Origin of the sequence: Phenylobacterium sp. (assembly GCF_030679875.1) — a bacterium.
GTDB lineage: Bacteria > Pseudomonadota > Alphaproteobacteria > Caulobacterales > Caulobacteraceae > Phenylobacterium.
In genome coordinates this window covers 174,841-197,394 of the sequence record NZ_JAUXSP010000002.1, presented here as the reverse complement: position 1 = coordinate 197,394, position 22,554 = coordinate 174,841, and the positions used below count along the sequence as shown (strand labels likewise).

Annotated in this window: 19 protein-coding genes and 1 tRNA gene; 12 read left to right on the top strand and 8 right to left on the bottom strand. The window is 67.5% G+C overall.

Annotated elements, in window-relative coordinates; all coding sequences use genetic code 11:
• Positions 1-5: 5 nt before the first annotated feature.
• The gene (locus Q8K84_RS01360; RefSeq protein ID WP_305279857.1) at positions 6-1,211 is read right to left on the bottom strand and encodes a saccharopine dehydrogenase family protein; all 1,206 of its coding nucleotides are present in this window, start codon (positions 1,209-1,211) and stop codon (positions 6-8) included.
• 293 nt (positions 1,212-1,504) lie between these two features.
• Here Q8K84_RS01360 and Q8K84_RS01355 point away from each other — a divergent pair, with 293 nt between their 5' ends.
• The 4 genes from Q8K84_RS01355 to Q8K84_RS01340 all read left to right on the top strand — a co-directional run bounded on the left by Q8K84_RS01355 (position 1,505) and on the right by Q8K84_RS01340 (position 7,660).
• Positions 1,505-2,206 (top strand): DUF4336 domain-containing protein, encoded by a 702-nt coding sequence (locus Q8K84_RS01355; RefSeq protein WP_305279855.1) that lies wholly within the window; start codon positions 1,505-1,507, stop codon positions 2,204-2,206.
• A 282-nt stretch (positions 2,207-2,488) separates the two neighbouring features.
• Complete coding sequence (locus Q8K84_RS01350) at positions 2,489-3,712, top strand: hypothetical protein (protein ID WP_305279852.1); 1,224 nt, start codon at positions 2,489-2,491, stop codon at positions 3,710-3,712.
• A gap of 181 nt (positions 3,713-3,893) precedes the next feature.
• Positions 3,894-6,731, top strand: coding sequence for a DNA polymerase I (gene polA, locus Q8K84_RS01345; protein WP_305279849.1), 2,838 nt, complete (start codon positions 3,894-3,896; stop codon positions 6,729-6,731).
• Between the two features lie 50 nt (positions 6,732-6,781).
• Entirely contained in the window at positions 6,782-7,660 is an 879-nt protein-coding gene (locus Q8K84_RS01340; protein ID WP_305279848.1) for a DUF1206 domain-containing protein, read from the top strand.
• On the opposite strand, the gene Q8K84_RS01335 is transcribed toward Q8K84_RS01340, so the two are convergent.
• The 6 genes from Q8K84_RS01335 to Q8K84_RS01310 form a co-directional block, all read right to left on the bottom strand.
• On the bottom strand, positions 7,657-8,436 hold the full coding sequence (locus tag Q8K84_RS01335) for a metallophosphoesterase family protein (RefSeq protein ID WP_305279846.1): 780 nt from the start codon (positions 8,434-8,436) through the stop codon (positions 7,657-7,659). The two genes, Q8K84_RS01340 and Q8K84_RS01335, sit on opposite strands and share 4 nt — an antisense overlap.
• Before the next feature lie 69 nt (positions 8,437-8,505).
• Positions 8,506-10,257, bottom strand: coding sequence for an SLC13 family permease (locus tag Q8K84_RS01330; RefSeq protein WP_305279843.1), 1,752 nt, complete (start codon positions 10,255-10,257; stop codon positions 8,506-8,508).
• Positions 10,254-11,897 carry a DUF389 domain-containing protein gene (locus Q8K84_RS01325; protein ID WP_305279842.1) on the bottom strand — a complete coding sequence of 548 codons (1,644 nt, stop codon included), beginning with the start codon at positions 11,895-11,897 and terminating at the stop codon, positions 10,254-10,256. The genes Q8K84_RS01330 and Q8K84_RS01325 overlap by 4 nt, the downstream gene beginning before the upstream one ends.
• A gap of 34 nt (positions 11,898-11,931) precedes the next feature.
• Entirely contained in the window at positions 11,932-13,536 is a 1,605-nt protein-coding gene (locus Q8K84_RS01320; protein WP_305279839.1) for a methyl-accepting chemotaxis protein, read from the bottom strand.
• 79 nt (positions 13,537-13,615) lie between these two features.
• Positions 13,616-13,927, bottom strand: a complete 312-nt coding sequence (locus Q8K84_RS01315; RefSeq protein WP_305279836.1) for a hypothetical protein — start codon at positions 13,925-13,927, stop codon at positions 13,616-13,618.
• A gap of 384 nt (positions 13,928-14,311) precedes the next feature.
• Positions 14,312-14,387 (bottom strand) — tRNA-Ala (locus tag Q8K84_RS01310).
• A 130-nt stretch (positions 14,388-14,517) separates the two neighbouring features.
• Here Q8K84_RS01310 and Q8K84_RS01305 point away from each other — a divergent pair.
• The 8 genes from Q8K84_RS01305 (at position 14,518) to pnp (ending at position 20,687) form a co-directional block, all read left to right on the top strand.
• Positions 14,518-14,832: a YggT family protein gene (locus Q8K84_RS01305; RefSeq protein ID WP_305279833.1), complete on the top strand. Its 315-nt coding sequence runs from the start codon at positions 14,518-14,520 to the stop codon at positions 14,830-14,832.
• A 7-nt stretch (positions 14,833-14,839) separates the two neighbouring features.
• Positions 14,840-15,118 (top strand): DUF167 family protein, encoded by a 279-nt coding sequence (locus Q8K84_RS01300; protein WP_305279830.1) that lies wholly within the window; start codon positions 14,840-14,842, stop codon positions 15,116-15,118.
• A gap of 34 nt (positions 15,119-15,152) precedes the next feature.
• Positions 15,153-15,668, top strand: coding sequence for a DUF2939 domain-containing protein (locus Q8K84_RS01295; protein WP_305279827.1), 516 nt, complete (start codon positions 15,153-15,155; stop codon positions 15,666-15,668).
• Between the two features lie 36 nt (positions 15,669-15,704).
• Positions 15,705-16,493 (top strand): dienelactone hydrolase family protein, encoded by a 789-nt coding sequence (locus Q8K84_RS01290; RefSeq protein WP_305279823.1) that lies wholly within the window; start codon positions 15,705-15,707, stop codon positions 16,491-16,493.
• Positions 16,494-16,615: 122 nt separating this feature from the next.
• Complete coding sequence (gene rbfA / locus Q8K84_RS01285; RefSeq protein WP_305279820.1) at positions 16,616-17,059, top strand: 30S ribosome-binding factor RbfA; 444 nt, start codon at positions 16,616-16,618, stop codon at positions 17,057-17,059.
• 4 nt (positions 17,060-17,063) lie between these two features.
• Positions 17,064-17,996, top strand: coding sequence for a tRNA pseudouridine(55) synthase TruB (truB, locus tag Q8K84_RS01280; RefSeq protein ID WP_305279818.1), 933 nt, complete (start codon positions 17,064-17,066; stop codon positions 17,994-17,996).
• 14 nt (positions 17,997-18,010) lie between these two features.
• Positions 18,011-18,280, top strand: a complete 270-nt coding sequence (rpsO, locus tag Q8K84_RS01275; RefSeq protein WP_305279816.1) for a 30S ribosomal protein S15 — start codon at positions 18,011-18,013, stop codon at positions 18,278-18,280.
• Between the two features lie 268 nt (positions 18,281-18,548).
• Positions 18,549-20,687, top strand: a complete 2,139-nt coding sequence (pnp, locus tag Q8K84_RS01270; RefSeq protein ID WP_305279812.1) for a polyribonucleotide nucleotidyltransferase — start codon at positions 18,549-18,551, stop codon at positions 20,685-20,687.
• 210 nt (positions 20,688-20,897) lie between these two features.
• Here the strand turns inward: pnp and dnaA are convergent, their stop codons facing one another.
• On the bottom strand, positions 20,898-22,352 hold the full coding sequence (dnaA, locus tag Q8K84_RS01265; RefSeq protein ID WP_305279809.1) for a chromosomal replication initiator protein DnaA: 1,455 nt from the start codon (positions 22,350-22,352) through the stop codon (positions 20,898-20,900).
• Between the last annotated feature and the right edge of the window lie 202 nt (positions 22,353-22,554).

Below are 22,554 nucleotides of genomic sequence, written 5' to 3'. Positions count from 1 at the left end.
ACGCCTCAGAAGTCCAGGGGTGCGGGCAGGTCGCGGACCTTCCACGGCAGGCCGTGGGTGTTCAGCATGTCCATGAACGGGTCGGGGTCCATCTGCTCCATGTTGAACACGCCCTTGCCGGCATAGACGCCCTGCACCATCAGGGCCGCCCCGATCATGGCCGGGACGCCGGTGGTGTAGCTGACCGCCTGGCTGCCGGTCTCGGCATAGGCCTCTTCGTGGTCGCAGACATTGTTGATGTAGACGGTCTTCTGAGCGCCATCCTTCAGGCCCGTGGCGATGGTGCCGATATTGGTCTTGCCCTTGGTGCGCGGGCCGAGCGAGGCCGGCTCGGGCAGGAGCGCCTTCAGGAACTGTAGCGGGATGATCTCCCGGCCCTCGAACATCACCGGATCAATGCGCAGCATGCCCACATTGCCCAGCACGTCGAGGTGCTTGAGGTAAGCGTCGCCAAAGGTCATCCAGAACCGGATACGCTTGATTTCAGGGTAGAATTTGGCCAGGGACTCCAGCTCCTCATGGTACATGAGGTACATGTTTTTTTCGCCCACCTGGTCGAAGTCGAACACCTGCTTGTGCGCCAGGGCCGGCCCCTCGACCCACTGGCCGTTCTCCCAGTGGCGCGACGGCGCGGTCACTTCGCGCAGATTGATCTCAGGGTTGAAATTGGTGGCGAACGGGTGGCCGTGGTCGCCGCCGTTGCAGTCGAGGATGTCCAGGGTCTCGATGGAGTCCAGCAGGTGCTTGGCGGTGTAGGTGGTGAATACCGAGGTCACGCCGGGATCAAAGCCGCAGCCCAGCAGCGCCATCAGCCCGGCTTCCTTGAAGCGGTCCTGATAGGCCCACTGCCAGCTGTATTCGAACTTGGCCTCGTCGCGCGGCTCGTAATTGGCGGTGTCGAGATAGTTCACGCCCGCCGCCAGACAGGCCTCCATGATCGCCAGGTCCTGGTAGGGCAGGGCCAGATTGACCACCAGCGCCGGCTTCACCGACTGGATCAGGGCCGTGGTCGCGGCGATGTCGTCGGCGTCCAGGCTGGCGGTCTCCACCACCACGCCGGTGCGCGCCTTCACCGAGGCGGCGATGGCGTCGCACTTGGACCGCGTGCGGCTGGCCAGAGTGATGTGACTAAAGATGTCGGCCGACATGGCCATCTTATGGACCGCCACCGAGCCCACGCCGCCCGCGCCGATCACCAACACTCTGCTCATCTCGCGCCCTTCCCTGCCGCCGCCGGCAAATCACAGTCCCAAAACGCCCGCATCGCGGGGAAGGGGCCATATCACGGGACGGGGCCCGGGGCTAATGGGGCGCGACGTATCGCGGTGAAGGTTCGGTGACAGGGTGCTGGTGACGCCCCCCTCCCGTCACCCCCGGGCTTGATCCGGGGGTCCATGCACACCGCGGCCGGCCCCAGTGTTCATGGATGGTCGGATCCAGTCCGACCATGACGGTGGGGGGAGAGGTCTCTTGCCCAAGCCCCAGAGCCGTGCACCCTGCCCCCATGCTGCACCCACTGGACGAGAACATCTGGACGGCGGCGGGGCCGCAGGTGCGCGTCCTGGGGTTCGCCTATCCGACCCAACTGGTGGTGATCCGGCTGGCGAACGGCGACCTCTTCATCTGGTCGCCCACGACGCTCAGCCCTGAGCTGAAGGCCGCCGTCGACGCCCTGGGGCCCGTGCGCCACCTGGTCTCGCCCACGGCCATGCACAACCTGTTCCTGAATGAGTGGCAGGCCGCCTATCCGGACGCCCGGCTCTACGCCCCGCCGGGCCTGCGCCAGCGCCGCCCCGACCTCGCCTTCGACGGCGACCTGCAGGACGGGACGTCCCAGGACGGCGGCCACCCCTGGTCGGCGGAGATCGATCAGGTCCACATGGCCGGCAACAGGATCGCCACGGAGGTGGTCTTCTTCCACCGGGCCAGCCGCACCGCCCTGTTCGCCGACCTGATCCAGCACCTCGACCCCGCCAGCCTGAAGGGCTGGCGCGCCCTCATCGCCCGGCTGGACCTGATGACCGGGGATGCGCCCCAGACCCCGCGCAAGTTCCGCCTGGCCTTCACCGACCGGAAGGCGGCCCGGACGGCGCTCACCCGCATCACCGCCTGGCCGACCCGCCGCGTCCTCATGGCCCACGCCCCGCCGGTGCTGGAAGACGGCCAGGCCTTCATCACCCGCACCTTCGCCTGGCTGCGGGATTAGGCGCGCACCACCCCACCCCCAACGCCGTCATGCTCGCCCCTGTGGCGAGCATCCCTGTCGAAGGCGGGCGCGAGCGTCACCAGCGATCCTGGGCACAAGGCCCAGGATGACGCGGTGGAGGGCGCCGCGAGCGCCGGTCGTCAGCGCGGACTGGGATGCGCACTGACTTGAACCGGGAAAAGGGTGGGTGCCCTCACTTTTCAACTCTAACCCGTGCAACCCATTGATTACAGTTGCGCGCGCAGATGAGAGCTGATCCGCTCCTATCAAATGCTAGAGCGCGTGATTCTTCTTCCTAACGGACTTCAACTCGCCGCGTTTGCCGAGGCGCTCGTATACTATGGCCATGTCGAGATTCTATATCAGAATGGATCTCTTTGCGACCTGATAGAAGCAGTGGGAATTGATGAAACAATTCGGATTGCAGAGAGTGACCTTGTTACGATCTTATATGATTTCGGGATATCGGCAATCCTGACGGAGGAAAGCGATCTCCTACCTTATTCATTTTGCACGATAACATTGGCAGGAGATGCTTCTGGCCGCCGTGTAAACGGCGCCGAGGATGAGATGATCGTCACTACGCGGCGTCGCTTTGGTACAGGAGCTATCCCAGCGCGCAAAATTCGTCGCTTGATGGAATCTGTTCAGGTTAGAGAGACTCCAAACAAAAACGTGACGACGGCGGCGCTATCCGACATGCTTGATAGCGACTTCCTAAGCCAATGCGTTCGATTTGCTCTTCATGATATGGCACCGGAATATCCCTTCCTAAACCTCGTGCGAGCCGATTCGGTTCAGGATGATTCGAGATTCTTGGTTACGAGCAACATCAATCTGCGTCTAGCAAACCTGCTATCGAAGACCAAGCATCTAACTGAAGACGACACCATAACATATCCCCACCTCATAAACCCAATTTACAATGTTCGCGCGGAGATGTTTTTTGCGGGTGACAGTTTTTGCGATATATGGGCAAGTGATCTTCATTCATCGATTTTAAGACATAAGGTTAAAAGTTTTTTCGACAAAATTGACAGGGGCCGAGAAAATATAGACCGATTCGAGGATATTAAATTCCAAGGCCGATCCTTTGGGGTCGCCATCAATAGTGGCGAGAGAACCATTGTCGATATTCTTAACTTCGCAGAATCTAAATCAACCCGCAAATTCAAGTCATGGCTCAGAGAGCGACCATCAAATGGCGATCTCATCTCCGAATACGAGAAGTCGGTAATATCGGGGTCAAGGGTAGTTTCCGGACTTCCATATAAGATGACCAAAATCGTGCTAATGTCGGCCCTCGGGACGGCGATCGGACACTCGCTATCCGGCACCGGACTTCCAGGGCTGGCGGGTGGGATGGTCGCTAGTTTCGCTACGGATAGTCTGGATGATATTTTGCTATCTAAGCTAAACCTTGGGTGGCGACCCGATCATTGGGTTTCCGGTCCCGCGAAACATTTTCTGGGCCCACACAAGAATGTTCCCGCGCGCCCTGCGTGAGGCCATTCGCCTCTCACCAGGCGGAATTCTGAGGCCCCAACACAATGCCCTGCCGGCATCGTTTTTTAACCCTAGCGCGACGTGTCCCGTCAATTCGAGCTGCTACTCGCCAGTCCTTGCGATCAACAAGAAGTAGCTCTCCGCACGTGACCACCGCCGCCCGCGCGCCTATCTTCCGCGGATGACCGACACCCTCGACGCCGCCCCCCTGCCCGACCTGCCCAGGACGCCCACTCAGGATGGGCCGCCGGTGCGGCTCTATCTGGTGGATGGGTCGGGCTATATTTTTCGCGCCTATCACGCCCTGCCGCCGCTGACGCGCAAGAGCGACGGACTGCCCATCGGGGCGGTGTCGGGCTTTTGCAACATGCTGTGGAAGCTGCTGGTGGAGATGCGGGCCCAGGCCGATGCGCCGACCCACCTGGCGGTGATCTTCGACCATTCGGAGAAGACGTTCCGCAACAAGCTCTATGACCAGTACAAGGCCCACCGGCCGCCGCCGCCGGAGGACCTGATCCCGCAGTTTCCCCTGGTGCGGGAGGCGACCCGGGCCTTTGGCGTGCCGAGCCTGGAACTGCCCGGCTATGAGGCCGACGACCTGATCGCGGCCTATGCCTGCAAGGTGCGGGACATGGGCGGCGAGGTGACCATCATCTCGTCCGACAAGGACCTGATGCAGCTGGTCGGCGACCGGGTCTCCATGCTCGACACCATGAAGAACCTGAAGATCGGCCGCGAGCAGGTGATCGAGAAGTTCGGGGTGCCGCCGGAAAAGGTGGTGGACGTCCAGGCCCTGTGCGGCGACTCCGTCGACAATGTGCCGGGCGCGCCCGGCATCGGCGTCAAGACCGCCGCCCAGCTGATCAACGAATATGGCGACCTCGATACGCTGCTGGCGAGGGCGTCTGAGATCAAGCAGCCCAAGCGGCGCGAGACCCTGATCAACTTCGCCGACCAGATCCGCCTGTCGCGCCTGCTGGTGCAGCTGGACTGCGACACTCCCCTGCCCGCCGCCATCGACGAGCTGGTGGTGGCCGAGCCGGAACCCGCCACCCTGGCCGCCTTCCTGGAAGAGATGCAGTTCCGCAGTCTGGCCCGCCGGGTCAGCGCCGGCGACGCCGCGCCCTCCCAGCCGGCGCCGGAGCCCCGGGCCGCGCCCGAGGCGCCGCCCATCGACGTCAATGGCTATGAGTGCGTGCGCGATGTGGCCACCCTAGAGGCCTGGATCGAGAAGGCCCGGGCAGTCGGCGTCGTCGCCTTCGACACCGAGACCGACGCCCTGTCGTCAGCCAGCGCGGGCCTGTGCGGCGTGTCCCTGGCCATCGCGCCCGGCCAGGCCTGTTACATTCCCCTGGCCCATGAGGAGCTGGACGGCCTGGCGCTCGACGCCCCGTCGGACCTGACGCAGATCCCCCTGCCCATCGCCATCGAGCTCTTGAAGCCGATGCTGGAGGACCCAGCCGTCCTGAAGATCGCCCAGAACGCCAAGTACGACCTGGCCGTCCTGTCGCGCTATGGCGTGCGCGTGGCGCCGGTCGAGGACACCATGCTGATCTCCTACGTGCTGGAGGCGGGTCTGCACGGCCACGGCATGGACGAACTGTCGCGCCTGTGGCTGGGCCATGAGCCGATCCCCTTCAAGCAGGTGGCCGGGACCGGCAAGGGGCAGAAGAGCTTCAAGAAGGTCGCCCTGAAGGAGGCCACCTGTTACGCCGCCGAGGACGCCGACGTGACCCTCCGTCTCTATCAGGTGCTCAAGCCCAGGCTGGCGCCCGCAGGCCTGCTCACCGTCTATGAGACCCTGGAGCGTCCGCTGGCCGCCGTGCTGGCCGACATGGAGGTGGCCGGCATCGCCGTCGACCCCGAGCACCTGCGCAAGCTTTCCAACGACTTCGCCCTGCGCATGGCCGAGTTCGAGCAACAGGCGCATGGGTTGGCCGGCCGGCCGTTCAACCTGGGCTCGCCCAAGCAGGTCGGCGAGATCCTGTACCAGGAGATGGGGCTGGCGCCGAAGCGCACCACCGCCTCGGGCGCCTCGTCCACCGACGCCTCGGTGCTGGAGGAACTGGCCCTGCAAGGCCACGAGCTGCCGCGGGTCCTGCTGGACTGGCGCCAGCTGTCGAAGCTGAAGGGCACCTATACCGACGCGCTGGTGGCGGCCATCGCGCCCGACACCAGGCGCGTCCACACCTCGTTCGCGCTGGCGGCCACCACGACGGGGCGGCTGTCGTCCTCGGACCCCAACCTGCAGAACATCCCGATCCGCACCGAGGAGGGGCGCAAGATCCGCAAGGCCTTCGTAGCCGAGCCGGGCCACCTGCTGATCAGCGCCGACTACAGCCAGATCGAGCTGCGCATTTTGGCCCATATGGGTGACATTCCGCAGCTTAAACGCGCCTTTTTGGACGGTCTGGACATCCACGCCATGACGGCTTCGGAGATGTTCGGCGTGCCCATCGAGGGCATGCCCGCCGAGACCCGCAGGCGCGCCAAGGCGATCAATTTCGGTATCGTCTATGGCATCTCGGCCTTTGGCCTGGCCAACCAGCTGTCGATCCCGCAGGACGAGGCCGGGGCCTATATCCGCACCTATTTCGACCGCTTCCCCGGCATCCGCGACTATATGGATAAGGAGAAGGCCAAGGTCCGCGCCCAAGGCTTCGTCACCACGCTGTTTGGCCGCAAGGTGAACATCCCCGAGGTGGGCGCCAAGGCCGCCGGCATGCGCGCCTTCGCCGACCGCGCCGCCATCAACGCGCCCATCCAGGGCACGGCGGCCGACGTGATCCGCCGGGCCATGATCCGCATGCCCGGCGCGCTGGCCAGGGCGGGTCTGTCCACCCGCATGCTGCTGCAGGTCCACGACGAACTGGTGTTCGAGGCCCCTGAAGCCGAGGCGCAGGCGGCCATCGGGGTGATCAAGGCCGTGATGGAGACCGCGGCCGAACCCACCGTGGCGTTTTCCGTGCCCCTGGTGGTGGAGGCCCGGGCCGCGGCCAACTGGGACGACGCCCACTAAGCCTCAGGCGGGCCGGAACCTGCGCCGTTGCGGCGTCGTTTCTCCCGGCCATGGCCACCGCTTCCGAACACGACGCCGAGACCGCCCTACGCCAGACCCTGCGCTGGCTAGGCGAGGCGCCGCTTGGGGCCTTGGCGCAGCTGGCCTGCCGGTTCGGCTATGCCGCGCGCGGGTTTGTCTATCTCAGCATCGGCGCCATCGCGGTGATGGCCGCCCTGGAAATGACCCCGGAGGCCGAAGGATCGCTGGGGGCCGTGGAGGCCCTGGCCCAATGGCCCCTGGGCTTCATGCTGCTGGGGGCGGCCGGGTTCGGCCTCTATGGCTTTGCGGGCTGGCGTCTGCTGCAGTCGGTGTTCGACGCCGAGCGGCAGGGGACCTCGCCCAAGGCGCTCGCCACCCGGGCGGGCCAGGCGATCAGCGGCCTCGTCTATGGGACGCTGGGCTTTTCGGTGTTCAGCGCCCTGGACCTGCTGGAGGACCTCGGCGACGCCGAGGAGGGGGCGAGCGAGCAGGAGGCCGCCGCCCAGGCCCTGGCCATCCCCGGCGGCGAGTGGCTGATTGTCGGCGTCGGGGTCTTCATCCTGGCGGCCAGCGCCTCCAACATCATCAAGGCCGTCATGGGCGGGCTCTGCAAGAAACTGGTCTGCGACGGCGCTGTCGGCCGGCTGGCCGAGCCCCTGGGCCGGCTGGGCTATGGCGCCCGGGGGGCGGCCTTCGCCGTCATGGGGGTGATGCTGGTACAGGCGGGTCTGCACGCCAACGCCGCCGAGGCTGCGGGCCTGGCCGAGGCGCTCCAGGCCCTGGAGCGCGCGCCCTGGGGGGATGGTCTGCTGATCGGCGTGGGGCTGGGCCTGATTAGCTTCGGCGCCTTCGCCCTGGTGGAGGCCCGCTATCGCCACATCCCCGCCGGTGAGGTTCTTGACGACTAGGCCGCCGCGCGGCTGACCCGAGCCTGGATGATCTTCTGGCCGCTGTCGTCCAGGCGCGCGGCGGTGAGCACGCCGGTGGCGTAGGCGCCGGTGTCGAGGCCGAGACGGTGAGGCGTCATCTGCGGCTCCTCCATCGGCGTGTGCCCATGGACGATGATCTTGCCGAAGGGGCCGGGCGCCTGGAGGAATTCTCCGCGGATCCACAGCAGGTCCCGCTCAGCCTGCTGGGCCAGGGGCACGCCCGGCCGCACGCCGGCATGGACAAAGGCGTAGTCCCCCACCTCGGTCATCAGGTCGAGATCGTCATAGAAGGTCCGGTGCGCGCCGGGCAGGGCCTCGCCAAAGGCCGCCCGCGCCACCGCCCAGGCCTCGGGATCAGTGCGGGTGACCGGAGGCTGGACGCCATAGGAGGCCAGGGTGGCGTTGCCCCCATGCTCGGCCCAGGTGGCGCCGAACGCCGGCTCATCGAGAAAGCGCAGCAAGGCCTCCTCGTGATTGCCCTTCAGGGCGCGGACCTCGAAGCCGGGCTCGCGGCGCAGGGTCAGGATGGTCTCCACCACCTGATGGGAGCCAGGACCCCGATCCACATAATCGCCCAGGAAGACCAGGATCGGCTGGGCGGCTGGGGGTTCGGCGCTGACGTCCAGGGCGATCTCGCGCAGCAGGCCGACCAGCAGATCATGGCGGCCGTGGATATCGCCGACGGCATAGACCCTGCGCCCGCCAGTGGACGGCGGGGCCTTGGGCGTCTTCTTGCCGAACAGGCTTTTGAACAAGGGGCGGTCCTGGTCTCTCTGCGCGCCGACATAGTGGCGGGGCCGCGTGGCTCAATGCAAGGGCCGCGCCTAGGTATAGATCATCGAGATCATGCCTGAGGAGACCAGGACCACCAACGCGGTCAGGGCCGCCCCCACCCGGGCATAGTCGCGGAACTTGTATCCCCCCGGGGCCATGACCAGCAGGTTGTTCTGGTGGCCGATGGGGGTCAGGAAGTCCGACGAGGCGGCGATCAACACCGCCAGCAACAGGGCGTCTGGCGGAAAATTCAGCTGGACGGCCATGCCGATGGCCACCGGGCCCATGATCACGGCGGTGGCGACATTGTTCAGGAACAGCGACAGCACGATGGTCGCCACAGAGATGGCGGCCGCGGCGGCGAACAGGGGCGCCCCGCCCAGGCCAGCCCCCATGGCGTCGGCGACGTAGGCCGCCGCCCCGCTGGTCTGGAAGCTCTGGCCCACCGGGATCATGGCCGCCAGCAGCACGATGGCCGGCCAGTCGATGGACGAATAGATCTCGCCCGAGGGCAGGAAACGCAGGGCCGCCAGGCCAGCCGCCGCCGCCGCGAAGGTCAGCGCCGTGGGCATGCCAAAGGCCACGGCCGCGATCACGGCCGCCGCATAGATGCCAAGCGCCAGGGCTGCGCGCCTGGGCTGCACCACCACGGCCGACTTGCGGTCCAGCTCGAGCAGACGACCATAGCGAAGATAGGCCTCCAGCTTTTCGGCGGGCCCGTGCAGCACCAGCTGGTCGCCGGCCCGGATCTCCATGGCGCCCAGGGAGCCGTCGGCGCCGGCCGCCCGGGGACCTGCGGCCACCACCCGAAGCTCCTGGTCAGTCTCAGCGGCGATGGTGTCATAGGGCCGTCGGATCAGCGGCGAGCCGTGGGCCACGGCGACCCGGGAGGTCACCGCATCGGCGGCGGTGGAGCGCTCCACCGCCAGGCTGGCGCCCAGCTTGTTGGCCAGGTCCCAGGGGTCCTCAGGCGAGACCACCAGCACCCGGTCGGTGGGCGCCAGCCGGTCGAGCTTGTCCAGCTTGATCCGTCGATGGCGACGGATCACGGCCAGAACATGGGCGCCCGAGGCCTTGATCTCGGCGAACAGGGCCTCGTGGTCGATCTCCACCGGCTTGCCGTCTTCACCAAGCTCAGCCTTGGGCGGGATGAGCTCGAACACGTTGCGCCCGCCGCTGGCGGCTTCCTCGCCACTCCGCCGGGGGGTCAGCCGCCAGCCGATCAGGCAGAGATAGAGCAGGCCAGCGCCGGCGACGGTGACGCCGAGGGGCGACATGGCGAAGAAGCCGAAAGGCTCGCCCAGCTCCTCCCGGCGGACCGAGGACAGGATCAGGTTGGCGGGCGTGCCGATCAGGGTGGTCATGCCCCCCAGGATGGTGGCGAAGGCCAGCGGCATCAGGCCCGCAGCAGCCGGCAGGCGGGCGGCGCGACAGACGCTGGCCACCACCGGCATGGTGATCGCCAGGGCGGCGATATTGTTCATGAAGGCCGAGAGCGCCGCGGCCGCAATCAGCAGAATACTGAGCTGCAGGGGAAAGGGCATGCGCAGGGCCGCCAGCCGTGCGGTCGCCGCCGCCGCCACGCCGGTCAGCTCGATCGCCCGGCCGATGATGAGCACGGCGGCCACGACCACCACGGCGGGGTCGGAAAACCCCTGCAGGGCCTGGTCGGGGGTGGTGAGGCCGAGGATCAGACAGGCGCCCAGGGCGCAGACCGCCACCAGGTCGTGGCGCACCTTGTCCCAGGCGAACAGGGTGAGGGCGAAGATGAGGACCAGCCCGGCCAACAGAGCGTCGTTCACGGGGCGACCTCGTCAGGGCTGGAGTTTGCAGCAGGGTCAGCGGCGCCGGGCAGGCCCAGGGGGCGCACAGCGGCGAACCACAGGGCCGAGGGGTCCCGTGGCGAGACGTCCGGCGTCTCGCTTCTGATTTCAATGTCGCGCACGCCCAGGGCCTCCAGCCGATCGGCCACGGCTTGCGCTCGGGCCTCGGCCACACGGAGATCCCGGGGCCTTGGCCCCCGAGGTCCGGGGCTGGCCGACCCAACGACTTCGGCCCCCTGAATGTTCCATCGCCTGAAGGCCCAGGCGATCAGCGCCACGCGGCGCTCGGCGGCCGGGTCGAGGGTGCTGCGGCCCTCCGCAAAGGCGATCACCGGAAGATCAAGGAAGGGCGGGGTCAGGTCGAGGCTCACCTCGGGCAGGAAGCGCTGGGCGGCGGCCTCCAGAGCGGCGTAGTCGTCCAGGCTCGCGGGCCGGTTCAGGCGCACCGAGGCGCGCAGGCGGCCGGCCTCGTGCACCTCGACGGCCTCCACCACGCCCACCCCCGCAAGCATGTCCCGAAGCTTCTGTTCCGGCGTCGTGCGCAAGGGCCTGGAGGTGGCCAGCGCCCTGTTGGCCAGGGCGCCGCCGCTGGGGTCAGCCCGGGGCAGCCCATCGGCGGTGAGAATCTGTTCGATCTGCACGTCTGGGCCGCCGCCCAGGGCCTCGGCCACCCGCTGTTCAGCCTGGGCCTGGAAACGCCCCGTGACCACCACGGCGCGCACCTGCTCGACGCCGCCGCCGCCGGCGAGCACCTGCAGGTCGGTGATGTGCTGATCGCCGGCCTCGAACACCGCCTGAATCGCGCCCCGCACGCGGGCCGTTTCTCGCGCCTCAACGACGATATCGCGAAGCGAGACGGCGAGCGGCAGGGACAGCAGCAGCAGGGTCGCCACCAGGGCCATCTCTTCCCAGCGCCTGCGGCCGCGGACCGCCGGCTGGAAGCCGTAGCGCCGGGCGACGGCGAACACCGCCCCCAGGATGGCCACCACATTGGTCAGGAACAGCAGGAAGGCGCCCCCGGCCATGTTCCAGGCCCCTGTAGCCAGGCCATACCCCACCACCGCCAGTGGCGGCATCAGGGCCGTGGCGATGGCCACCCCGGCCACAACGCCCGGCCGCTTGGTGATCAGGACGTAGGCGCCGACGAACCCCGACAGGATGGCCACCACCAGATCCAACAGGGTGGGCCTGGTCCGGGCGAGGATTTCCGGGGTCACGTCCTTGAGCGGCGAGGCCCAGACGATCAGCGCCGAGGCGGCCACCGAAACCGCCGCCCCCAGGGCCAGGGCCACCGCGGCGCGCTCAAAGGCCCGGGCGTCGAGCCTGGCCACACCCATGCCCATGCCCATGATTGGCCCCATCAGAGGCGAGATCAGCATGGCGCCGATGACCACGGCGGCGGAGGATTGCAACAGCCCCAGGGCGGCGATGCCACAGGAACAAAATAGCAGGGCGAAATACCCGCCCGATATGCGGGCGCCGTCGGCGATTTCCGCCTCGATCTGCAGCCGATCGGCGTCGGTATGCGGCGCCGCCCCCTCCGACAGCAGCCTCCGGAGAGAGGCCGTGGCGAGTCGGAGACGCGCGCGCAGGCGAAGGGTAGCAGGGGCTGACAGCATACCGCCCCTTAGCGGATCAGGGCCGCGTCTGTCTTCAGGCGGCGCGTCGGCCAAGCGCCGTCGCGGCCCCCGGAGTTCCGATATCGAAGCGCGCGACACTGTCAGCCAACAAGCGCGCCTCGCTGGCCAGGGCGTGACTGGCCGCGGTGGTCTCTTCGACCATGGCGGCGTTCTGCTGGGTCACCCGGTCCATATCGTTTACCGCCGCGTTCACCTCGTGAAGGCCCGTGGCCTGCTCCTGGGCGCCGGCGGCGATCTCTCGCACCAGTCCGTCGATCTCGGCCACCTGGGCGACGATCCGCTGCAGGGCCTCGCCGGTCTGGCCGACCAAGCCGACTCCCTGGGCCACCTGCTGCGACGAAGCGCTGATCAGGGACTTGATCTCCTTGGCCGCATCGGCCGAGCGTTGGGCCAGAGCCCGGACCTCGGAGGCGACCACGGCGAAGCCACGGCCGGCGTCGCCGGCCCGGGCGGCCTCGACCCCGGCGTTCAGGGCCAGAAGGTTAGTCTGGAAGGCGATCTCGTCGATCACGCCAATGATCTGGGTGATCTGCTCGGAGGACTTTTCGATCTCACTCATAGCCTGAACGGCGTCGCCGACCACCTGGCCCGCCTTCTGGGCGTCCTGGCGGGAGCGGGCGACAACCTCGGCCGCCTCCTTGGCGCCTTCGGCGGATTTGCGCACCGTGGCGGTGACCTCGTCCAGGGCCGCAGCTGTCTCCTCCAGACCGGCGGCCTGCTGTTCGGTGCGCCGCGAGAGGTCGTCGGCGGCCTGACTGATCTCGCCTGCCCCCCCGCTCATGTTGGTCGCGGCCTGGGCGATGACGCCCAGAGCGTCCTGCAATCGCTCGGCGGCGCTGTTGAAGTCCCGACGCAGGGCCTCGTACTGGGGGGTGAAGGCCTGGCTGATGCGATAGGTGAGGACCCCCTGGGCCAGCTTGCCCAGGCCCGTCGCCAGGCCGTCGACCACGGCCTTGCGCTCCTCGTCCACCGCCTGTTGAAGGTCCAGGCGTTCCTGGGCGGCGGTGGCTTCGGCCGCCCGGGACTGTTCCACCGCCAGGGTCGCGCCCTCGGCGGCCTGGCGGGCGGCGTCGGCGTCGGCGACAGCAGCGGTGGAGGTGGCGAACATCTGCAGGATCCGCAGGGCCGCCCAGACCAGGACTGCGGCCTCGATCACCAGGATCACCGCATGGACCAGGACCCGGCCGATGTCGCCGCCGCCCGGGAACACCGCCGCAGGCAGAACAAAGCTGAGCACCAGGTGATGGACGGCCACCGTACCGGCGCCGGCCACGATGACTCGCCAGTCGCAAAACACGATCAGGGTCGCCAGGGCCGCGAAATAGGCCATGTGCATGTCCACCTGCCACGGCGCCCCGGCGAAGGCCGCGACCAGCAGGGACACCGCCCCCATCAGCGCGACGCTGAGGGTCAGCCGCGCCGCGGCCCCGCCTGTCCGTGACATCAAAAGCGAGGCGCCCGCCAAGGCCGTCGCGGCCAAGCCGAGCCCCATCCAGGGTCCGTCATTCAAGAAGGCGGCCAGACCCACGAGGGGGATGAACAGGCAGATCAGGCCATTCAGCACCTTGAGGCCAAAGGCCCGCTGGTCTTCGAGGGTGAGCGCACGGGAGCCAGTCATGGGGCGTAAACTCTTGCGAGGGCTGGCCGATCGGCCGGGAGGGCCGGGACGGCCAGGAAGGAGCGGGAAGGGCGGAGGATCATGCGGGGGTCTCGCACAGGCCTGCCAGGCCTGGATCGACCACAAGCCAAGCGCCCTGGGCGCGAAGCGACGCAGCCAGGGCGCGATCCTGTGAGCGGTTGGGGTCGCGGGTGGTTATAATGATGAAAGGTTGGGCGCCGACGCCCGTGACGGCCCCAGCCCGGTCAGCCGCAGCCAGGGCCCGCGGGGCGCTCCACCATGGGGGAAAGATGGCGGCGGCGGCGCTCGCTTCGCGTGGGGCCGCGCCGAAAACCAGGGCCGCCACGAGGCTCAGGACACCCAGACCGATCGCCAGCAGCCACGTCGCCACTGAAACAGCTCCCCAATTTGAGGAACAGTTCTAGAGGCCGGGTGATTAACCGAAGATTAGTCAGACCCTGGCCGGCCAAGTTGTCGCAGGCTCTCGACCCTGGCGTCAAGATACGGGGAAACACACCCCTGCGTGGTGTTCAGTAAGGGAGAGTCGCTGCGAGGGGAGGTTTCCAGCACTCGCAGCGGCTCACCGGGACAGCACTTGGTCTCAGAACACAAAGGCGAGCACGGCGCCTACGACGACGACCAGGCCGACAATATAGATGATCGAGTTCATGACATCTCTCCAGGGTTGCGTGTGCTGGAAGAACGTCACGCCCTGGCTTGGGTTCCCCGCCCCAGAGACCACGGCGTCATAGTCGTCTGCGTCAGGGGAGAATCCTGGTGGAGCCGAGCGGAATCGAACCGCTGACCTCCTCATTGCGAACGAGGCGCTCTACCAACTGAGCTACGGCCCCCAGGAAGGCGCGGAGTTAGGCGTGCGGTGGATTTCTGTCAAGCCGCTCAACGGATAAGCGCGCGGCGCCGCCTTGTCAGGGGGGACCGGGGGCCGCTAGAACCGGCGCTCAAGTCAGATCGGGACGCCCCATGGCCGCCATCCTCCAGTTCGTCTTCTTCATCATCGGGGCGATCCTCCAGCTGTTGATCTACGCGATCATCATCAATGCGATCCTGTCCTGGCTGGTGGCCTTCGACGTGATCAACCTGCGCAATCGGTTCGTCTACAATATCGCCCGGGCCCTGGAGGCGATCACCGCCCCGGTGATGCGGCCAGTGCAGCGGATCATCCCGCCGCTGGGTGGGGTGGATATCAGCCCGATCATCGTGATCCTGGTGCTGATCGGGACCAAGGACATCCTGTTGCCGGCGCTCTATCGCGCCCTGGTCACGCCGGTCATCTGAGCCGCCCATGCGCCTGGCCGTGCGGCTGACGCCCAGGGGCGGGCGGGACGCCGCCGACGGGTGGGGGCAGGACGGGGAGGGCCGGGCCTATCTGAAGGTCAGGGTCTCGGCCGCCCCGGTGGACGGCGCGGCCAATGACGCCCTCATCGCCTTTCTCGCCAAGTCGCTGCGCTGGCCCCGCTCCGGCATAAGGATCGTCTCCGGTGAAACCGCGCGGCTGAAGCTGGTCGAAATCGCCGATCTGGGGGATGAAGAGATCGCCCGCGCCTTCGGATCGCCACCTTGAGGCGGTCCTGATCTCCCGCTTCCGGAGGACCCCGATGCTGAAATCCCTGCGCCTGCTGATCCCGATCGCCCTTGTCCTGACGCTCAGCGCCTGCGCCGGGGGCGCCCAGCGGCTAGACGCGGCCGGGGACGTCCACACCCTGCTGACCGCCATCCGCGACGGCGACGAGGCGACCTTTGATCGCCACGTGGACCGCCCGGCCCTGCGCAGCCAGATCGAGGCCCGCATCGCCGCCGAGACCACCCGCGCCGGCGGCAATGACGAGATGCGGGCCCTGGCCGCCCTGCTCGGTCCCTCCATCGCCAAGGCCGCCAGCGAGCAGCTGGTTCGCCCACAGGTGTTCCGCGGGGTGGCCGAACACTACGGCTATGACGCCAGCCAGCCCCTGCCCGGCCGGGTGGCCATCGCCGGCTCTCTCCGGGCTCTGGACGACGGACGGGTCTGCGCGACCCGAAGCAAGGACGGGCCCTGCCTGCTGATCTTCACAGAGACCGAGGGAGTGTGGCGGCTGTCGGGCTTCGAGGGCGAGATCGACATGCTGCGCCGCTGAGCTAGTCTCCCCCTCAGACCTTGTGGGGAGCGCGACATGCCGGCGGCCGATCTGGAAGGCTTCGAGCGGTTCGAGTTCGACGACGGGCGCTGGACCCGGCCGGTCTATCGGCGGGGCTCGGGGCCTGCGGTCATTGTCATCCATGAGATGCCGGGCCTGCATCCTCTGGTCCTGGCCTTCGCCACGCGGCTGGCCGAGGCCGGGCTCACCGCCTGGTGTCCCAGCCTGTTTGGTGAGCCGGGCAAGCCGGTCAGCCAGGCCTATCTGGCCGCCGAGGCCCTGAAGGCCATCTGCGTGCGGCGGGAATTCCACGTCTGGTCCACCGACACCTCCAGCCCCATCGTCGACTGGCTGCGCGCCCTGGCCCGTCAGGCCCATGCCGAGTGCGGCGGCGCGGGGGTCGGCGCGGTGGGCATGTGCTTCACCGGGGGCTTCGCCCTGGCCATGATGACCGAGCCCGCCGTGGTGGCGCCGGTCCTGGCCCAGCCTTCCCTGCCGCTCGCCGCGGGGTCGAAGAAACGGGCGGCCGCCATCGGGGTCAGCGCGGCGGAGATCGCCTGCGCCAGGACGAGGTTCGAGACCGAGGACCTGTCGATGATCGGCCTGCGGTTCAAGGGCGACGCCCTGGTGGGCCAGGCCCGGTTCGACCGCTACCGGGCCGAGTTCGGCGAACGGTTCGAGGCCATCGAACTGGAGGACACCGACGCCGCGGCCTCGCCCATTCCGCCCCATTCCACACTCACCCTGCACTTGGCGGCTGATGGCCCGACCAAGGCCGCCGAGGCTCGGGTGATCGCCTTCTTCCGCCAGCGCACGGGGGCGTGAGCGCCCTGGCGGGCCGGGCCGACGGGGCCTAGACTTCGAAGGGCGCGGCCACTAGAAGCGCGCCCTTCCCTGCGCCGAGCGTTCGAGCCGCCGGCCAGGCCAGATCTTGCGAGAGCCTCGCCATGAAACGCCGTCCCCCTTCCCGCACGCCAGCTTCCCGCACGTCTGGCGCGCGCCCCGCCCTTCGCGGCCCCAGCCAGCGGCAACTGCGCGCTGGCGAACTGGTCCGTCACGCCCTGGTGGAGATCATGCGGGAGGAGGACCTGGACGATCCGGCCCTGGCCGGCGATCCGGTCACCATCACCGAGGTCCGCGTCAGTCCCGACCTGCGCCACGCCGTCTGCTTCATCCAGCCCCTGGGGGGCGAGAACGCCACCGAAGTGGTGGCGGCGATGAACCGGGCCTCGAAATTCTTCCGCGGGCGTCTGGGCCGGATGATCGAACTGCGCGCCACGCCGGAGCTGAAGTTCCTGCATGACGAGACCTTCGACGCCGCCGACCAGATGAGCCGGCTGTTCGATGACCCCAAGGTCCGCCAGGACCTCGACGCCCCCGAAGAGGACTGAAGCCATGGGCCGTCGGCGCAAGGGAGAGGCGGTGTCCGGCTGGATCTGCCTGGACAAGCCCTATGACCTGACCTCCACCCAGGCGGTGGGCAGGGTCCGCCGGATCTTCAACGCCCAGAAGGCTGGCCATGCGGGCACGCTGGACCCCCTGGCCACCGGGGTCCTGCCCCTGGCGCTGGGGGAGGCGACCAAGACCGTGGCCTATATGGTCGAGGCCGATAAGGGCTACCGCTTCACCATCGCCTGGGGCGCCTCGACGACAACCCTCGACCGGGAGGGCGAGATCACCGCCCGCTCCGACGTCCGGCCGACCCCCGATCAGGTCAAGGCCGTCCTGCACGAGTTCGAGGGCGAGGTGATGCAGGTCCCGCCCATCTATTCGGCCATCAAGGTGGACGGGGAGCGGGCCTATGACCTGGCCCGGGCCGGGGAAGCGGTGGAGCTGAAGGCCCGCCCGGTGATGATCCACGGCCTGGCGGTGGGCGAGGCGCCCGACGCCGACCACATCGAGCTGATCATGGACTGCGGCAAGGGCGCCTATGTGCGCTCGGTGGTCCGCGACCTGGCCCTGCGGCTGGGCGCCGAGGCCCATGTCAGCGCCCTGCGCCGCACCCGGGTGGGCGCCTTCACCGAGGCCCGGGCGATCGGGCTGGATTTACTTGAAGAATTGGGTCATAAGGCCCGGCAGTCGGAGGCATTGCTTCCGGTCGAGACCGCGCTGGACGACATCCCGGCGTTGGCCGTGACCGACGAAGACGCTTTCAGACTTAAGCAGGGACGGTCGATCGTTCTCGTTCCCCGACAGGTCGAAACCTTGAGAGCCGGGCTTGCGCCGGGCGCTCGAACTGTTTCGGCCATGTGTCGTGGCGTGATGGTGGCCCTCTGCGAGATGCGCGCCGGCAAGCTCGAGCCGTCCCGTGTCTTTCATCTGGAATAGAGCGGAGACGCACGATGTCGGTTACCCCGGACCGTAAGGCCGAACTCATCAAGACCCACGCTCGCAGCGAGGGTGACACCGGAAGCGCCGAAGTCCAGGTCGCGATCCTGACCGAACGGATCGTCAACCTGACCGAGCACTTCAAGACCCACAAGAAGGACAACCATTCGCGTCGGGGCCTGCTCAAGATGGTCTCCCAGCGCCGGTCGCTCCTCGATCACCTGAAGAAGTCCGAGAACGCGCGCTATCTGGCGCTCATCGAATTGCTCGGCCTTCGCCGCTAGAACGTCTCTGCGCCCCCGCGAAAGCGGGGGCGTCGCATATGGGGTCCTGCCTGAAGGACCCTGCCGCCGCTTCGGCGGCGAACGACAACCGCCCCCTCCGAGACAGGCCGGAGACTTTCGGGCGGCGGGGCCAAGGCCCCAAGACGCACGCTGAGGGTTGCGACGAAATCCTCATCACGCCTGTTCACCTGGAGAGGATTTCGGAAGTCCGACGCCCTGTCCGCCCCCGCCAGGAATACGCCTGCGGGACCTGAAAGAAGAAAAACTCATGTTCGACATCAAACGTAAGACGATCGAGTGGGGCGGTAAGACGCTGACCCTCGAAACTGGCCGCATGGCCCGCCAGGCCGACGGCGCCGTGCTCGCCACCTACGGCGAGACCGTGGTGCTGGCCACCGCCGTGTTCGCCAAGAGCGCCAAGCCCGGCCAGGACTTCTTCCCCCTGACCGTGAACTATCAGGAGAAGACCTACGCCGCGGGCAAGATTCCCGGCGGCTTCTTCAAGCGCGAAGGTCGCCCGTCGGAAAAGGAGACCCTGGTCTCCCGCCTGATCGACCGCCCGATCCGCCCCCTGTTCGTCAAGGGCTTCAAGAACGAAGTCCAGGTGGTCTGCACCGTCCTGGCCCACGATCTGGAAAATGACCCCGACGTCGTCGCCATGGTCGCGGCCTCGGCCGCCCTGGTGATTTCCGGCGCCCCCTTCATGGGCCCGATCGCCGCGGCCCGCGTCGGCTTCATCGAGGGCGAATACGTCCTCAACCCGACCCTGGACGAGCTGAAGACCAGCCAGATGGACCTGGTCGTCGCCGGCACCGCCGACGCGGTGATGATGGTGGAGTCGGAAATTCAGGAACTGACCGAAGAGCAGGTCCTGGCCGGCGTCTCCTTCGCCCACAAGTCCATCCAGCCGGTGATCGAAGCCATCATCGACCTGGCCGAGCATTCGGCCAAGGAGCCCTTCGACTTCGCCGCCGACGACACCGACGCCCTGAAGGGCCAGATGAAGACCCTGGTCGGGGCCGATATCGCCGCGGCCTACAAGATCACCAAGAAGCAGGACCGCCAGGAGGCGCTCAGCCAGGCCAAGCAGAAGGCCACGGCCTCCATGGCCAAGTCTGACGCCAATCCCGACGGCGCCGACAGCCAGAAGCTGGGCGGCGTGTTCAAGGAGCTTGAGGCTGACGTCGTCCGCCGCGGCATCCTCGACACCGGCCTGCGCATCGATGGCCGCACCGTCGACAAGGTCCGTCCCATCGTCTCGGAAGTGGGCATCCTGCCCCGGGCCCACGGCTCGGCCCTGTTTACCCGCGGCGAGACCCAGGCCCTGGTGGTCGCCACCCTGGGCACCGGCGACGACGAGCAGTTCATCGACGCCCTGGAAGGCACCTACAAGGAGAAGTTCCTTCTCCACTACAACTTCCCTCCCTTCAGCGTCGGGGAAGCTGGCCGCATGGGTTCGCCCGGCCGTCGTGAAATCGGCCATGGCAAGCTCGCCTGGCGCGCCGTGCGTCCGGTCCTGCCGGCGACGGAAGACTTCCCCTACACCATCCGCCTGGTCTCGGAGATCCTGGAGTCCAACGGCTCCTCCTCCATGGCCACGGTCTGCGGCGCTTCGCTGGCCATGATGGATGCGGGCGTGCCCCTGAAGAAGCCGGTCTCCGGCATCGCTATGGGCCTGATCCTCGAGGCCGACGGCTTCGCGGTTCTGTCCGACATTCTGGGTGACGAAGACCACCTGGGCGACATGGACTTCAAGGTCGCCGGCACCGCTGATGGCATCACCTCGCTGCAGATGGACATCAAGATCGCCGGCATCACCGAGGAGATCATGAAGAAGGCGCTGGAACAGGCGAAAGCCGGCCGCCAGCACATTCTTGACGAGATGACCAAGGCCATGGACGCGCCGCGCGCCGAGCTCGGTGAGTACGCGCCCAAGATCGAAACCATGAAGATCGCGGTCGACAAGATCCGCGAAGTGATTGGTTCGGGCGGCAAGGTGATCCGTGAGATCGTCGCCGAAACCGGCGCCAAGGTGGACATCTCCGACGACGGCACGATCAAGATCGCCGCCTCGGAACAGTCCAAGATCGATGCGGCCCGCGACTGGATCCGTTCCATCGCCTCGGAACCCGAGCTGAACGCGATCTACACCGGCAAGGTGGTCAAGGTCGTCGACTTCGGGGCCTTCGTGAACTTCTTCGGCGCCAAGGACGGCCTGGTTCATGTGAGCCAGATCTCCAGCGAGCGCGTGGCCAAGGTCTCCGACGTGCTGACCGAAGGCCAGGAAGTGAAGGTCAAGCTCCTGGGCTTCGACGATCGCGGCAAGACCCGCCTGTCCATGAAGGTCGTCGACCAGGTGACCGGCGAAGACCTGTCCAAGAAGGAAGGGGCCGAGGTCGAGGCTTAAGCCTCACCCCGACCTGCTGACGAATGAGGGGCGGCCGCAGCGATGCGGCCGCCCTTTTTCGTGGCCGATTGGCGGATTGCGAGGCGCCGACGGACTGCTCGCCCCCGGGGCCCAAGCCCTGATCGGCCGGCTGCGGCGAGGCTGAAAAGCGAAAGGCCCGCCGGGGGTGGCGGGCCTTCTGGCTTGCGGACCTCTGGGTCGGCTAGGGGATCAGCCGCGCAGCTTGCGCAGCAGGACGTCCAGGTCGCGGGTGAGCACCGGGTCATCGACCTTCAGGGCCTCGATGCGGCGCACCGCATGCAGGACGGTGGTGTGATCGCGGCCGCCGAACCGCCGGCCGATGTCGGGCAGGGAGCGGGTGGTGATCTGCTTGGCGATCCACATGGCCGCCTGGCGGGGCCGCGCCACGGCCCGGGCCCGGCGCTCCGACAGCAGGTCAGCCTGGGTGAGGCCATAGTGCTCGGCCACGGCCTTCTGGATGTGGTCCACCGTCACCTTGCGCTCCGGCGCCGACAGGTGGGGCCTCAGGATGCTCTGAGCCTCGTCCAGGGTCAGTTGGGCCAGTTGGGGTCCGATCCGGGCCACAAGGGTGTTCAGGGCCCCTTCCAGCTCCCGCACGCTGTCGCTGAAGCGGTCGGCGAGGAATTGCAGCACCTCGGGGCGGACCTCGGGGGGGAAGCCCCCCTGGCGGGCCAGCATGTCCAGCTTGCGCTCCAATATGCCCTGGCGAAGGTCGCGGTCGGCAGGCTCGATGCCACAGACCAGGCCGGCCTGCAGGTGCGAGCGCAGGCGCGGCTCCAGGTCGGACAGCTCGTGGGGCGGCCGGTCGGCGGTCATCACCACCCGGCGGCCGTCCTGAACCAGGGCGATCAGGGTGTGGAACAGCTCTTCCTGGGTCGAGGCCTTGCCGGCCACGAAGTGCACATCGTCGATCAGCAGCAGATCAGCGTCCCGCAGCTCGTCCTTGAAGGCCGCGGTCTGACGGTCCTGGACCGCCTTGACGAAGGTCTGGGTGAAGCGTTCGGCGGTCAGATAGACCACCTTCTTGTCCGGCGCGGTGCGCAGGGCCTCCCAGCCCAGGGCGTTCAGCAGGTGGGTCTTTCCGAAGCCGTAGGGGCCATGGAAGACCACCGGGTTGAAATGGCCGTCGGCCCAGCACCCGACGCGGCGGGCGACGGCGAAGGCGAACTCATTGGCCGGACCCGGCACGAAGGTGTCGAAGGTGAAGCGCTCTTGCAGGCCATGGGTCCGGACCGGGCGGGCGGCGGGCGCCTCAAAGGTCGCAGGGGCCTCGTGGAGGGTCAGAACCGGGGCGGGCGATGCCTGGGCCTTGGACAGGCTCACCTCGGCGATCAGGGGCTCGGCTGGGGCGGCGCTGTCGAACTCCATCCGGGACTTCAGGTCCAGCGCCCGGCCTTCGGGGTCATTCTGCGCCCAAAGCTCGCCGATGCGGCGCCAGGCATGACGACGGATCCAGTCGCGGGCCACGCCGGTGGCCGCCACGAGACAGACCTCGTTGTCAGACCGCTCCCGCAGGGCGGCATGGCCCAGCCAGGAGCCAAAGGTGGCGTCGCCCAGCTCGCGCTTGAGGGTCAGGCAGGTCTTTGTCCAAACCGCCCCGGCCGGCGTCGCCGTCGTCCTGTCCGCCAATCCCCCAGAAGCCATTTTCGCCACTTCCCCCAACATTCGCCATCATTGGCCGCAACCCCACGCCGCGGCCACGCTTATTCAACAAACACAGAGGCTTACCCGGAGAGCGCATAGAGTCTCGCCCCCCGTTGTTTCATCCGAATTCAGATGGAAAACACGTCTGTGTTGAAGTCCCAGAGACTAGTCCCGGACCGGGGGGGGTCAACGGTGATTCTTC